The organism is Cupriavidus sp. 01L45 (assembly GCF_056399885.1).
In genome coordinates, this window is record NZ_JBFTSG010000018.1 from 1 (window position 1) to 12,956 (window position 12,956).

Consider the following 12,956-nt stretch of genomic DNA (forward strand, 5'->3'; position numbering starts at 1 on the left):
TCAGCGATGCCAAGATCGCGACCGCGCATTTCTTCGCGGAGCACATCCTGTCGCAGGCGTCGGCCTTGCGCGATGCCGTCGTGGCAGGCGCGGTGCCGGTCAATGCGTTGAGCGAAGCGCAGTTCTGAGATCGCCCGGTAGCAGGCAAATAAGAAAGGCGGCCCGGCGGGGCCGCCTTTTCTCATTTTCCCTGCACAGGGTGACCCGCCGCAAACCCGATGCAGCGCTGCAGCCTCCCGCGGGTAATGGCCTGCACATGGTCCAGGGCTTCCTCCAGCTCGCGCGCGGTGCTGCGGCCGGTGCGCTTCTCCAGTTCGAAGAAGATTCCGTCCCGCGTGTAATGCCGCACGCAGATGATGAAGGGAAAGCCATGCCGCACCTGATAAGCCTGGTTCATCGACTGCAGTTGTGCTTCCTCGCTTTCCGCCAGCCCATCCAGCCCCGCGCTCTTTTGCTCGGCGCTCGACGCCTCGGTCAGCGCGCCGGCGCGGATGGCACGCGCCGAGAGCGGCGGATGGCGGCACAGGAAAGCGGTCTGGGCCGCCTCGTCGCGGCGGCGGATCGCGGCCATCATCGCGTCGTGCAGCGCGGCAACCGTGGGGAAGGGGCGCGCCTCCCAGGCCGCTTCGGCCACTTCGGGAGAATGTTCGAACACGTCGCCCAGGGCACGCGTGAACGTGGCTTTGTCCATGGCATTGATGGCGTGGAGGTCGTGGTTCGCTTGCATGGGATGTCGTCGTCCGGTTTCGGGGGTGAGATGAATCGATGCGCCGAGTATAGGGACGAAGGCGGTCCGGGCAGGAGGGGCTGGCTCCTATAACACGTATAGCAATTCCGGATGGGGCCGCGCCGCTAGGCCTGCCTGGGCATGTCGCGCAGGCGCCGGAGTTCCTCGGAGGCATCGGTCAGCAAGCCACGCAGCCACACGTGCGAGGCAGAGCGATGGCGCGACGGGTGCCACAACTGGTAGAACCGCATGAACGGGAACGAGATCGGGGAGCCGACGATGGCGAGCGGCAGGCTCGCCGCGTAGTAGTTGGCGAAATGCCGCGCGGTGGTCAGGATCAGGTCCGTGCCCGGGATCAGGTTGGGCGCCAGGCTGAAATACGGGCAACTGACCTTGCGGTCGCGGTGCAGCCGCAGCGTGCCCAGGCCGGTCTCCACCACGCCGCGCTGGCCGCGCGAATATGGCATCGGCACGATGTGCGGCGCCTGCAGATAGGCTTCGGCCGTCATCTTGCCCGCTTTCGCCAGCGGATTGTCGTCGGCGAGCACGCAGACGACTTCGTCTTCGAGCAGCACCGACAGATGCAGGTGCTCGGGCGGGCTGGGCCAGTTGCCGATCACGATATCCACGGTACCTTCCGCCAGGGCCTGTTCATAGTCATATTGCGGCCCGAGCGCCTGCGTCACCAGCCTGGCCCGCGGCGCCGATGCCCTGAACGCCTTCACCACGTGCGCGAAGAAGGTCGGAGCCAGGTAGTCCGGCATCGCCACCGTGAAGTTCTGTTCCGTGGTGGCGGGATCGAAGGCTTCCTCGTCGACCAGCAGCTTGTCCAGCGCGACCAGCGCGGCCTGGGCGCTGCGGGCCAGTTGCACCGCGCGCTCGGTCGGCACCATCACGTTCTTTTCCCGGTTCAGCAGCGGGTCGCCGAAGATTTCGCGCAGCCGTTTGAGCGCCGCGCTGATGGCGGGCTGGGACTGGTTGAGGCGGATCGCCGTGCGCGATACGCTTTGTTCCGCGATCAGCGTGCACAACACACGCAGCAGATAGGTGTCGAACGGGTCGTCTGCTCGGATCACTCCAACACTCCTTGTTCGGGACATGCCCGGCGGCCCGGATCGCCCGACAACTGGCGCCGCACACGATTGTCCGCCGACAAAACCGGGCTGACGCGGCGCGCTTCGCCGCTCCCTCCTTCTACCATCGATGCGCCGCCAGGCGCGATTCGGTCGAACCCGGACACTTGCCTGCGCCTCAGGCGTCTCATACGCCCCGGTTACCGACACGGATGCGACACCGGTCCGCCACGGATATCAACTCTGATATGCGCTCTATAGCAGGCCCCCGGTTAACTTTGCGCGGCGCGCTCATGTACTCTGCCTCAAAGCAAATGCAGCCCGCATGTACGGGACTCAACCAAGGAGACACCATGTCTGCAACAGAGCAGATCGCCCCTCTTTACACCGCCAGCGCGGCCGGCACGGAGGACAGCGTCTATCGCAAGGTTTCATGGCGGCTGCTGCCGTTTCTCGGCGTGCTGTGGATTCTCGCCTGGCTCGATCGCGTCAACATCGGCTTCGCCAAGCTGCAGATGCTGGATGCCCTGCGCTTCAGCGAGGCGGTCTACGGCTTGGGCGCGGGGATTTTCTTCCTGGGCTACTTCCTGTTCGAAGTGCCGTCGAACATGCTGCTGCAAAAGATCGGCGCGAAGAAGACCGTGATGCGCATCACCATCGGCTGGGGCGTGATCTGCATGCTGCAGTCGCTGGTCACCACGCCCACGCAGTTCTATGTGCTGCGCTTCCTGCTCGGCGCCTTCGAGGCAGGCTTCTATCCGGGCGTGATCCTCTATCTCACTTACTGGTATCCGAGTGAGCGCCGCGCGCGGGCATTCGGCACCTTCATGTCGGCATCGGCGATCGCCGGCGTGCTGGGCGGCCCGATCGCGGGCTGGATCATGACGTCGATGGCCGGGGTCAACGGCATGCATGGATGGCAATGGCTGTTCGTGCTCGAAGGCATTCCCTCGGTGCTGGCCGGCGTGGTGGCCTTTTTCTACATGACTGACAGGCCGGAGCAGGCCGGCTGGCTCAACACGGAAGAAAAGCGCGTGATCCGCGAAGGGCTGGAGCGCGACAACCTGGCGCTGGGCGAGCGCGGCACCGACTGGCGCACGCTGTTCCGCAATCCCAAGGTCTGGCTGCTGATCGCCATCTTCTTCTGCCTGCTGTGCGCGAACTCGACCCTGACGTTCTGGATTCCCACCATCATCAAGGACGTGGGCTTTACGACACCGGTCGCCATCGGCTGGATCGCCGCGCTGGCCTACCTGTGCGGCGCCGTTGGCATGATCGCCAACGGCGCGCATTCGGACCGCAGGAAGGAGGTGCGGTGGCACTTCAGCGCACCCGCCATCTGCGGCGCCCTGGCCATGGGCACGCTGGCGCTGTTGATGGACTTTGGCAGCCTTTCGCCGGTCTTTGCGCTGCTGGCCATGACCATCGCGCTGGCCGGGACCATGAGCGCCATCCCCGTGTTCTGGCAACTGCCCAACCGCTTCCTGGCCGGTGGCGCGGCGGCGGTGGGCGTGGCGCTGATCAACTCGGTGTCCAATCTCGCGGGCTTCGGCGCGCCCTACCTGATGGGCCTGGTGAAGAACGCCACGGGACGCATTGCACCGGGGCTTTACCTGGTGGCCGCCATCGAACTGCTGGCAGCCATCCTTGTGCTCATCGGGATCGCAGCCACCGTCAACACCATGAAGTCCAGGAAGACCCAGGAGGCCTGAGATGAAAGACCATCGCATCGATTCCAACGCGCTTGCCGAACACGTCGATCAGCCCCGCAGGCAGTTCGCCATCGGCAGCGCCTTGTTCGGCAGCGGCATGCTGCTGGCTGCAAGCGGCCTGGCGGCAACGCCGCAGGCACCCGCGGGCACGCCGGCCCCGGCGCAGGACGCAGGCCCGATCGTGCTGCATGGCGTGAGCCCGCGGCTGACCATCCATACGCTCGACACTTACCATGGCGTGCCCGCCACCGGCTTGCGCGTGGACTTCTCCGTGCTGAAGGACGGCAAGCCCACGCTGCTGCGCTCGCTGACGATCAACGCAAACGGCCGCGTGGACGAGCCCCTGCTGATCGACGACAGCTACCGCGCCGGCAGCTACGAACTCCTGCTGCACGTGGACGACTACTTTGCAATGCGCCAGGCGAAGCTGCCGCGGCCGGGTTTCCTGTCCAAGGTACCGATCCGCTTCCAGGTCGCGGATACGCGCGAGCGCATCCACCTGCCGGTGCAGTTCGGGCCGTGGAGCTATACCTACTACCGCGGCAGCTGAAGACAACGGCCCGGGACAACGGCACGAACACTCTCACTGACTCTCTCAACTACGGAGCAAGCAGATGGCAGGCATCAGCACACACGTACTCGATCTCGCCAGCGGCCGGCCCATCGCGGGCATGCAGATCGACCTCTTCGACCTGGGCACGTCGCCGCCCACGCTGCTCAACAGCACGCGCAGCAACGCCGACGGGCGCACGGACGCGCCCATGCTGCCGGCGCCGCAGGCGCGCGCCGGCGAGTTTGAGCTGCGCTTCCAGGTCGGCGCGCATTTCAAGGCGGCCAGCGCCTTTGCCGACGTGATCCCGGTGCGGTTCTCGGTAGCCGACCCCAAGCAGCACTACCACGTGCCACTGCTGTGCTCGCCGTGGTGCTTTTCCACCTACCGCGGCAGTTGAAACAACCTGAAATCTTTCCCCGGAGTCCACGCATGACACAAGCAGAACAACACCTCATCGAATCGATCCGCCTGGCCATGGGCAATGTCCGGGAGCGCAACACCTGGCCCTTCGGCGCGGTGGTGGTCAGGAACGGCGAGGTCATTGCAAAGGCGGTCAACGAAGTGGATGCCACCTGCGACCCGACCGCCCACGCCGAGATGCAGGCCGTGCGCGCGGCCGGAGCCGCGCTGGGCAAGCCGGATCTCACCGGCTGCACGGTGTACGCCAGCGGCTATCCCTGCCCGATGTGCCTGACCGCGATGTACCTGGCGGGCGTCGGCAAGGTCTACTACGCCTACTCCAATGAAGCCGGCGCGCCGTACGACCTGTCGGCCGAGCGCGGCTACATTGAACTGGCAAAGCCGGTGGCGGAGCGGGAAATGGCGCTGGAGTGCATCCCCGTTCGCGATGAAGGCGAGGACCTGTATGAGGCCTGGCACAAGCGCCAGGCCGTCTGACCCGCGGGCAGGAACCGGGGTGCATCAGGAGAACCGCGTGATTGCGTCGCTTAGTTATGGGTTTTGAGCAACAGGCATGGTCCGGGTGTGGCGCGTCGTTCCCGGCGGGCGCCCACCCTTAATAGATCAATACGTCTCCAGATGCAACCGCCCATCCTTCTTCAACGCGGCGCCGACGGTGTCCCACGACAACCCCGCCTGTTCCGCCACATCCTTCAACGCMAGCACAACCCCCTCCTCCATGCTCTTCAGCCCGCAAACATAAAAGCAGGTGTTCGGATCAGCAAGCAAGGGCCCCAGGTCGGCGGCGCGTTCGCGCATCACGTCCTGCACATAGCGCTTGGGTTGACCCGGTGTACGCGAGAAGGCGAAGTTGGTGTCGATGAAGTCCTTGGGCAGGCTCTGCAGCGGTCCGAAGTACGGCAACTCCTCCTGCGTGCGCGCACCGAAAAACAACATCAGCTTGCCCCCCTCGAACTTCCCGGACTTGCGCAACCGCCTGCGCCATTCGGTCATGGCCCGCATAGGCGCGCTGCCGGTACCCGTGCAAATCATCACGATATTCGAGCGCGGATGATTCGGCATCAGGAAGCTCGCGCCAAACGGCCCGATCACCTCCACCTTGTCCCCCACCTTCAGATCGCACATATAGTTTGACGCCACCCCGCGCACCGGATTGCCCTGGTGGTCCTCCAGCACCCGCTTGATGGTCAGCGAGATATTGTTATATCCCGGGCGCTCGCCATTGCGCGGACTGGCAAGCGAATACTGCCGCGCATGGTGCGGCCGGCCGCTGGCATCCACACCAGGCGGCACGATGCCGATCGACTGGCCTTCCAGCACCGGGAAAGGCGAAGTGCCGAAGTCCAGCACAATGTGGTGCGTATCGTACTCGCGGCCGACTTCGGTCACGCGTGCATTGCCGGTGACGGTAGCGGTGATCGAGCGGGACGCGGCCTTGGCGCCGTAGAGATTGGTATAGGCGTGCGCGGCCGACCACGGCGGCACGGTGGCGCCAGACTGCGCGCTGTTGAATACGTCGTCGCCGGTGACGGCGGCAGGCAGCGTCACCGCCGCGGATTCRAGGACCGGCTCGGCATCCGCCGCCACGCCTTCGGCAGCCAGTTGCTCGGCTGACATCTCGTCAGGCAGCGTCTCCCAGCCAAGTTGCTCCGTGATGCTGTAGGCCTTGACGCGCGGCATGGTGCGCCAGTTGTCGATCGATCCGGTCGGGCACGGCGAGATGCAGGCCATGCAGGAGTTGCACTTGTCGGCATCGACCACGTAGTTGCGGGAATCGTGGGTGATGGCCGAGACCGGGCAGGTAGCCTCGCAGGTATTGCAGCGAATGCAGATCTCGGGGTCGATCAGGTGCTGCCTGATGACCTGGATGTCGGACATGTCCATGGCAATCTCCGGGGGTGAAGCGGCCCCTGTGGCCGGGGCCTTCGGGCGTGGGGTCCAGCAGTCCCCCGCCCTTGTCGCTTGTCGCTTGTCGCTTGTCGCTTGTCGCTTGTCGCTTGTCTCTTTTCTCTTGTGCCGCTCAGTTGAAGCGCACGTACTCGAAATCCACCGGCTGGCGGTTGATGCCCATCACCGGCGGCGCGATCCAGCCGGCGAACTTGCCCGGCTCGACCACGCGGCCCATCAGGCTGGCCACGAAGGCGCGGTCGGTCTCGCTCGGCAGCCATTGGTCGACGTTCGCCTTCCATTCGGCGTCCGAGATCACCCGGCCTTCCGGCGCGATCTTCACGCCGGAAAGCGCGCCGATATTGCGGTGGAACGCCTTGTGCGGCACCTTCAGGCGGAACGGGATGCCGGCCTTGTCGATGACCCGGTTCCAGCGCTCCACACCGGCAACGCTATCCTTGATGTAGTCGTCGCGCAATACCTCGTTGAGCGCGTTGAGCATCGGCACTTCCTTCTCGACAAGCTGGCCGCCCACCGCCTGCAGGACCTTGTAGGTCTGGCCCTTGAGCACGTGATCGTCGGTGCGCTTGCCTTCCTCGTAGCGGCCCTTGAGGCCGGTGCTGTAGAAGGTGGCGGCGTTGCTTGACTCATCCGCGCCGAACAGGTCGATGGTCACGCTGTAGTGGAAGTTCAGGTAGCGCTGGATGGTGGGCAGGTCGATCACGCCGGCGGCGCGCAGCCTGGCGGGATCGTCGGTCTTCAGTTCGTTCATCACCTGGCAAGTGCGCTGGATCACGCGCGAGATGCCGCTCTCGCCGACGAACATGTGATGCGCTTCCTCGGTCAGCATGAACTTGGTGGTGCGGGCGAGCGGATCGAAAGCGCTTTCGGCCAGTGCGCACAACTGGAACTTGCCGTCGCGGTCGGTGAAGTAGGTGAACATGAAGAACGACAGCCAGTCCGGGGTCTCTTCATTGAACGCCTGCAGGATGCGCGGATTGTCCTGCTGGCCGCTGCGGCGCTCCAGCAGCGCTTCGCCCTCTTCGCGGCCGTCGCGGCCGAAGTATTTGTGCAGCAGGTAGACCATCGCCCACAGGTGGCGGCCTTCCTCCACGTTGACCTGGAACAGGTTGCGCAGGTCGTACATGCTCGGCGCGGTCAGGCCGAGGTGGCGCTGCTGCTCCACCGACGCGGGTTCGGTATCGCCCTGGGTCACGATGATGCGGCGCAGGTTGGCGCGGTATTCACCGGGCACGTCCTGCCAGGCATCCTCGCCCTTGTGGTCGCCGAAATGGATCTTGCGGTCGGCTTCGGCCGGGTTCAGGAAAATGCCCCAGCGATAGTCCGGCATCTTCACATGGCCGAAGTGCGCCCAGCCCTGCGGATCGACGCTGATGGCGGTGCGCAGGTAGATGTCGAAGTTCTGCGAGCCATCCGGCCCCATGTCGTTCCACCAGCTCAGGTAATTGGGCTGCCATTGCTCGAGCGCGCGCTGCAGCGTGCGGTCTTCGCTGAGGTTGACGTTGTTGGGGATCTTGTCGCTGTAGTTGATGCTGGACATCATGGTCTCCGAAGCTGGCTGTGCATGTGGTGGCGCGTGTTCGATTTCAGGTGCGGCGCCCCACCCGGACATGCGCCGCACGACGATGCTTTAACTAAAGAACAACGTCAGACGCGATTCCAGTCGAACGCGGCCTTGTCGCCCTTGCCGTAGACCTTGAGCGCGCCCTTCTCGCCGACGGCGTTGGGACGCTGGAAGATCCAGTTCTGCCAGGCGGTAAGCCGCCCGAAGATGCGGGTGAACATGTTCTCCTGGCCGTTGAAGCGCAGGTTGGCTTCCATGCCAGTCAGCGCATCGGGGGACATGGACGCGCGCTCTTCCAGCGCAATGCGCACTTCGTCGGTCCAGTCGATATCGTCCGGGTTGGCGGTGACGAGGCCGACCGCGAACGCAGCGTCGGCGTCGAGCGGCTGGCCGGCCCTGGCGCGCACCGCATCCAGCGCCGGTTGTTCGTCGTAGAAGCGGCGGCCCAGGCGGCTCTGACCGGTCACCATCGGGTACAAGCCGAAATTGGTCTCGGCCACGGTGATCTTCGGGGCGCGCGCTTCGTCGTCCGGCAGCGCCAGGTGGTAGCTGCGGTCGCAAGCCAGCGCCAGTTCGAGGAACGTGCCGGCAAAGCAGGAGCCCGGCTCGATCAGCGCGAACAGGCTGCGCGATGACACATCCAGCCGCGAGAAGGTACGGCGCAGCAGGCCGATGGTTTCGCGCACCAGCCAGTGATCCTTGTTGGCAAGCAGCGTGGCGTCCATGGCCAGCACGTTGGCGGCATCGCCTTCGGTCTTGATCAGCCAGGTGCCGATGTCGAGCTCGTTGGTGCGCATCGACAGGATGGCGTCTTCCAGTTCGCGCGCCAGTTGCAGCGGATACCAGGCGGCGCCGGCTTCGGCGATGGCGCTGACGCTTTGCGGTTGCGGGCCCGACGGCGCCTTGACGGTGAAGCTGGCCTTGCGTCCGGCGCGGTCGATCTCCACGGTGACGTGCGTGTAGCGCAAGGCATCGTCTTCCAGCGTGCGCGCAACCGGCGTCAGCGCCACGCCGCTCGCACCGGCCGGACGGTCGCTCTGCGCGGCCAGGGCCAGCGCGCGTTCCTGCACTTTCTGCGCGAACACGGCGGGCTTGGCGATGTCGTCCACCAGGCGCCAGTCCTTGGCGCGTTGGCCGCGCACGCCTTCGGTGGTGGTGCAGAAGATATCGGCGAGGTCGTGGCGCACGTGGCGCTTGTCAGTCACGCGGGTCAGGCCGCCGGTGCCGGGCAGCACGCCCAGCAGCGGCACTTCGGGCAGGCTCACGGCGGAGGAGCGGTCATCGACGAGGATGATCTCGTCGCAGGCCAGCGCCAGTTCATAGCCGCCGCCCGCGCAGGCGCCGTTGACCGCGGCGAGGAACTTCAGGCCGCTGTGCTTCGACGAATCCTCCAGCCCGTTGCGCGTTTCGTTGGTGAACTTGCAGAAGTTCACCTTCCAGGCATGGCTGCTGACGCCCAGCATGAAGATGTTGGCGCCGGAGCAGAACACCTTGTCCTTGCCGCTGGTGAGCACCACGGTACGCACCTCGGGATGCTCGAAGCGGATGCGGTTGACCGCATCGTTCAGTTCGATGTCGACGCCGAGATCGTAGCTGTTGAGCTTGAGCTTGTAGCCGGGGCGCAGGCCAGCGTTCTCGTCAATGTCCACCGCCAGCGTCGCAACGGGACCGTCGAACGTCAGCTTGAGGTGCTTGTATTGGGACGGGTCGGTCTGGTAGTCGACGCGGGGGGCGGTAGTCATGAGTGTCTCCTCAGCGATGAAGCACAATAGTGCATGGGTCGTGATTCAGTGAAAGAACTATAGTTCATGTGCTGAAAAACAGTCAAGCAATATTGTGCATCTTTCGGAGGAGAGGCTCAGACGGGCAGTTGCAAGGCGTAACGCACGCGCTCCCGGAGCGCGAGGAAGGTGGATTCGAGCGGTTCCGCGCTGGTGTCGACCGTGAAATCCGCCTTGGAATAGAAGGCAGCGCGGCCAGCCAGGATGTGCCGCAGGTCTTCCATCGCCTCCTTGCTGGCCGCCATCGGGCGGAAGTCCCCCTGGGCGCGCACGCGGTTCATGTGATCTTCCGGGCTGGCCTGCAGCCACACCGTGGTGCAGTGGGCCAGCAGCAGGTTGAAGGTCGCCGGGTCCGACACCAGCCCGCCCGGCGTGGCGATCACTGCCTCCGGATAGATCTGGATGGCTTCCTCCAGGGCGCGCCGCTCGTAGCGGCGGTAGGCGTTCATGCCATAGAGGCCCTGGATTTCCGAGATGCTGCAGCCGGCAAACTTCTCAATTTCGCGGCTCAGCTCGACAAAGGGGAAGCCAAGATCCTCGGCCAGCATGCCGCCAAGCGTGGATTTGCCGGCGCCGCGCAGCCCGATCAGCGCCACGCGCGGGCTGCGCGCGGCATTGCCGCCGCCGGTGCCCAGCATCTCGCCCACGGCGATGCGCACGCGCCGCAGCGTGCCTTCGTCGCGGTGTTCGAGCAGTTCCCTGATCAGCAGCCATTCCGGCGAAGAGGTCGACACGTCGCCCAGCAACTCCGCCAGCGAGCAATGCAGCGCCGAGGCGATCTGCAGCAGTACCAGGATGGATGCGTTGCCGCTGCCGTACTCCAGGTTGGCGAGATGCCGCTCCGAGACGCCGGCCGCCAGCGCCGTGGCCTTGCGCGTCAAACCCCGCCGCGCGCGCAGCTCGCGCACGCGCTCGCCCAGCGCGACGAGAAAGGCATTTTTCTCATGGGAGCCGGCTTCGGTGCTGGCGCCGTTGCCGTGCGCGGCATCGGCATCCCTGTCGTCTTTGGCATCGCGGGCATCCCGCGTTAACCCGGCTTCATGCAATATAGTGCTTGACATGGTTTGGTGACGGCTCTATGTTTCATTCATGCACAATAATGCATGAAACGCGGGTATGCAACCTGGCTAAGTCTAACGGAGCGTCTTTCATGTCCCCCACCGAATTCCGCGAGCAGATCGCGCGGCTCACGGCCCGCATTGCCGGCCGCCCTCTCGATGCCTCCCTGGATGCCTGGCTCAATGCCGAACACGGCGTCGGCAGCCCTACCTATAGCGCACTGAAGAACGCCTGCGAGACCGGCGTGGCCGAGGGCTGGCTGTGCGACCGCGAGGGCGGCGGCATCCGCTATGGCCGCATCTTCAAGCCGGCCGCCGACCTGCATGGCTTTTCGGTCGACGTGGTCGATATGCAGGACATCGCCGGCCCGCATCACACCCATCCCAATGGCGAGATCGACCTGATCGTGCCGGTCGATGCCGGCGCCGAGTTCGACGGCCGCCCCGCCGGCTGGCTGGTCTGCCCGCCGGGCAGCGCGCACCGGCCCACCGTCACCCGTGGGCGCGCGCTCGTCCTTTACCTGCTGCCCGAAGGCCGCATCGACTTCACCCGCTGAGAACCGCCCCATGACCGAATTGCTTTCCAACTATCTTGGCGGCCGCTGGCAGGCCGGCTCCGGCAACGGTACGACGCTGTCCGACCCCGTCCTCGGCGATGCCCTGGTGCGCGTCGATGCCACCGGGCTCGACCTCGCGGCGGGCTTTGCCTTTGCGCGGGAGCAAGGCGGTGCCGCATTGCGCGCCATGACCTATCGCGAGCGCGCCGCCATGCTGGCCGCCGCGCAGAAGATCCTGCAAGCCAACCGAGATGCGTATTACGAGATCGCCACCGCCAACAGCGGCACCGTGCACAACGATTCCGCGGTGGATATCGATGGCGGCATCTTTACCCTCGGCACCTATGCGAAGCTCGGCGAGTCGCTGGGCGACCGCCGCTACCTGATCGACGGCGATGCCGCGCGCCTCGGCAAGGATCCGCTCTTCCAGTCGCAACATGTGCTGGCACCCACGCGCGGCGTGGCGCTCTTCATCAATGCCTTCAATTTCCCGGGCTGGGGGTTGTGGGAGAAGGCCGCGCCGGCGCTGCTGTCGGGCGTGCCCGTGATCGTGAAGCCGGCGACGGCCACCGCGTGGCTGACCCAGCGCATGGTGAAAGATGTGGTCGAGGCGGGCGTGTTGCCGCCCGGCGCGCTCTCCGTGGTGTGCGGCAGCGCGGCCGGACTGCTCGACCAGTTGYAGCCATTCGACGTCGTCTCCTTCACCGGCTCGGCCGAGACTGCCGCGCTGATCCGCTCGCATGCCGCGGTGACGCAACGCTCGGTACGCGTCAATATCGAGGCCGACAGCGTCAACTCGGCCCTGCTGCTGCCTGGCGAGGCCGCAGGCAGCGAAGCACTGGATCTGCTCGCCAAGGAAGCCGCGCGGGAAATGACCGTCAAGTCCGGGCAGAAATGCACGGCCATCCGCCGCATCTTCGTGCCCGAGGCCTTGTATGGCGCTGCCGCCGAAGCCATCGGGGCACGCCTGCGCAAGACCACGGTCGGGAATCCCCGCAACGAGTCGGTGCGCATGGGCGCCCTGGTCAGCCGGACGCAACTCGCGTCCGTGCGCGAAGGGCTCGGCTATCTGCAGGCGCAAACCGAAGTGCTGCACGACGGCGCCACGCATGCGCTGGTCGATGCCGACCCTGCCGTGGCCTGCTGCATCGGCCCCACGCAGCTGGGCGCGCGCGATGCGGACGCCGCCGGTCGCGTCCACGACACCGAGGTGTTTGGCCCCGTGGCCACGCTGCTGCCCTACCGCGACGGCGCCCATGCGCTGGCCCTGGTGCGCCGGGGCCAGGGATCGCTGGTGGCGTCGCTGTATGGCAGCGATCCCGCAGCGCTGGCCGCCATCGCCGTCGAACTTGCCGACAGCCACGGACGCGTCCACGTGATCTCCCCCGAGGTGGCCCAGTTGCACACCGGCCACGGCAACGTCATGCCGCAGTCGCTGCATGGCGGCCCCGGCCGCGCCGGCGGTGGCGAAGAGCTGGGCGGGTTGCGCGCGCTGAACTTCTATCACCGGCGCAGCGCCGTACAGGCCGGCACCCATGTGCTGGAACGCCTGTAGGCGCGCGCCGCCGGCGAAATCAATACACCACCGATACGGGGAGACACG

At 65.7% G+C, this 12,956-nt stretch carries 13 protein-coding genes; 7 read left to right on the top strand and 6 right to left on the bottom strand.

Annotation, left to right across the window (positions count from 1 at the left end; all coding sequences use genetic code 11):
• The coding region (locus tag AC1DT6_RS14120; RefSeq protein ID WP_441634434.1) for an acyl-CoA dehydrogenase C-terminal domain-containing protein at positions 1 to 128 on the top strand (128 nt) is incomplete at its 5' end.
• Between the two features lie 53 nt (positions 129 to 181).
• On the opposite strand, the gene uraD is transcribed toward AC1DT6_RS14120, so the two are convergent.
• On the bottom strand, positions 182 to 727 hold the full coding sequence (uraD, locus tag AC1DT6_RS14125; protein ID WP_441636418.1) for a 2-oxo-4-hydroxy-4-carboxy-5-ureidoimidazoline decarboxylase: 546 nt from the start codon (positions 725 to 727) through the stop codon (positions 182 to 184).
• Between the two features lie 125 nt (positions 728 to 852).
• Positions 853 to 1,803: a LysR family transcriptional regulator gene (locus AC1DT6_RS14130; RefSeq protein WP_441636420.1), complete on the bottom strand. Its 951-nt coding sequence runs from the start codon at positions 1,801 to 1,803 to the stop codon at positions 853 to 855.
• 350 nt (positions 1,804 to 2,153) lie between these two features.
• On the opposite strand from AC1DT6_RS14130, the gene AC1DT6_RS14135 reads away from it, so the two are divergent.
• The 4 genes from AC1DT6_RS14135 (at position 2,154) to AC1DT6_RS14150 (ending at position 4,962) form a co-directional block, all read left to right on the top strand.
• Entirely contained in the window at positions 2,154 to 3,512 is a 1,359-nt protein-coding gene (locus AC1DT6_RS14135) for an MFS transporter (protein WP_441636422.1), read from the top strand.
• Position 3,513: 1 nt separating this feature from the next.
• Positions 3,514 to 4,062, top strand: coding sequence for a hydroxyisourate hydrolase (gene uraH, locus AC1DT6_RS14140; RefSeq protein ID WP_441636424.1), 549 nt, complete (start codon positions 3,514 to 3,516; stop codon positions 4,060 to 4,062).
• Between the two features lie 64 nt (positions 4,063 to 4,126).
• Positions 4,127 to 4,462: a hydroxyisourate hydrolase gene (gene uraH / locus AC1DT6_RS14145; protein WP_441636426.1), complete on the top strand. Its 336-nt coding sequence runs from the start codon at positions 4,127 to 4,129 to the stop codon at positions 4,460 to 4,462.
• A 32-nt stretch (positions 4,463 to 4,494) separates the two neighbouring features.
• Positions 4,495 to 4,962 carry a nucleoside deaminase gene (locus AC1DT6_RS14150; RefSeq protein WP_441636428.1) on the top strand — a complete coding sequence of 156 codons (468 nt, stop codon included), beginning with the start codon at positions 4,495 to 4,497 and terminating at the stop codon, positions 4,960 to 4,962.
• A 126-nt stretch (positions 4,963 to 5,088) separates the two neighbouring features.
• Here the strand turns inward: AC1DT6_RS14150 and boxA are convergent, their stop codons facing one another.
• From boxA to AC1DT6_RS14170, 4 genes are all read right to left on the bottom strand, one after another.
• On the bottom strand, positions 5,089 to 6,369 hold the full coding sequence (gene boxA / locus AC1DT6_RS14155; protein ID WP_441636430.1) for a benzoyl-CoA 2,3-epoxidase subunit BoxA: 1,281 nt from the start codon (positions 6,367 to 6,369) through the stop codon (positions 5,089 to 5,091).
• A gap of 136 nt (positions 6,370 to 6,505) precedes the next feature.
• Positions 6,506 to 7,933, bottom strand: a complete 1,428-nt coding sequence (gene boxB, locus AC1DT6_RS14160; protein ID WP_441636442.1) for a benzoyl-CoA 2,3-epoxidase subunit BoxB — start codon at positions 7,931 to 7,933, stop codon at positions 6,506 to 6,508.
• 107 nt (positions 7,934 to 8,040) lie between these two features.
• Complete coding sequence (gene boxC, locus AC1DT6_RS14165) at positions 8,041 to 9,699, bottom strand: 2,3-epoxybenzoyl-CoA dihydrolase (protein WP_441636432.1); 1,659 nt, start codon at positions 9,697 to 9,699, stop codon at positions 8,041 to 8,043.
• A 116-nt stretch (positions 9,700 to 9,815) separates the two neighbouring features.
• Positions 9,816 to 10,799 (bottom strand): helix-turn-helix transcriptional regulator, encoded by a 984-nt coding sequence (locus AC1DT6_RS14170; protein ID WP_441636434.1) that lies wholly within the window; start codon positions 10,797 to 10,799, stop codon positions 9,816 to 9,818.
• 89 nt (positions 10,800 to 10,888) lie between these two features.
• Between AC1DT6_RS14170 and AC1DT6_RS14175 the strand changes: the two genes are divergently transcribed.
• Both AC1DT6_RS14175 and AC1DT6_RS14180 read left to right on the top strand, forming a co-directional pair.
• Positions 10,889 to 11,353 carry a DUF4863 family protein gene (locus tag AC1DT6_RS14175; RefSeq protein WP_441636436.1) on the top strand — a complete coding sequence of 155 codons (465 nt, stop codon included), beginning with the start codon at positions 10,889 to 10,891 and terminating at the stop codon, positions 11,351 to 11,353.
• Between the two features lie 10 nt (positions 11,354 to 11,363).
• Positions 11,364 to 12,908, top strand: a complete 1,545-nt coding sequence (locus tag AC1DT6_RS14180; RefSeq protein WP_477114742.1) for a 3,4-dehydroadipyl-CoA semialdehyde dehydrogenase — start codon at positions 11,364 to 11,366, stop codon at positions 12,906 to 12,908.
• Positions 12,909 to 12,956 lie beyond the last annotated feature (48 nt).

Coding starts and splice junctions, on each gene's coding strand:
- uraD (WP_441636418.1), bottom strand. CDS start 727: ATGCAAGCGAACCACGACCTCCACGCCATCAATGCCATGGACAAAGCC.
- AC1DT6_RS14135 (WP_441636422.1), top strand. CDS start 2,154: ATGTCTGCAACAGAGCAGATCGCCCCTCTTTACACCGCCAGCGCGGCC.
- uraH (WP_441636424.1), top strand. CDS start 3,514: ATGAAAGACCATCGCATCGATTCCAACGCGCTTGCCGAACACGTCGAT.
- uraH (WP_441636426.1), top strand. CDS start 4,127: ATGGCAGGCATCAGCACACACGTACTCGATCTCGCCAGCGGCCGGCCC.
- AC1DT6_RS14150 (WP_441636428.1), top strand. CDS start 4,495: ATGACACAAGCAGAACAACACCTCATCGAATCGATCCGCCTGGCCATG.
- boxB (WP_441636442.1), bottom strand. CDS start 7,933: ATGTCCAGCATCAACTACAGCGACAAGATCCCCAACAACGTCAACCTC.
- boxC (WP_441636432.1), bottom strand. CDS start 9,699: ATGACTACCGCCCCCCGCGTCGACTACCAGACCGACCCGTCCCAATAC.
- AC1DT6_RS14170 (WP_441636434.1), bottom strand. CDS start 10,799: ATGTCAAGCACTATATTGCATGAAGCCGGGTTAACGCGGGATGCCCGC.
- AC1DT6_RS14175 (WP_441636436.1), top strand. CDS start 10,889: ATGTCCCCCACCGAATTCCGCGAGCAGATCGCGCGGCTCACGGCCCGC.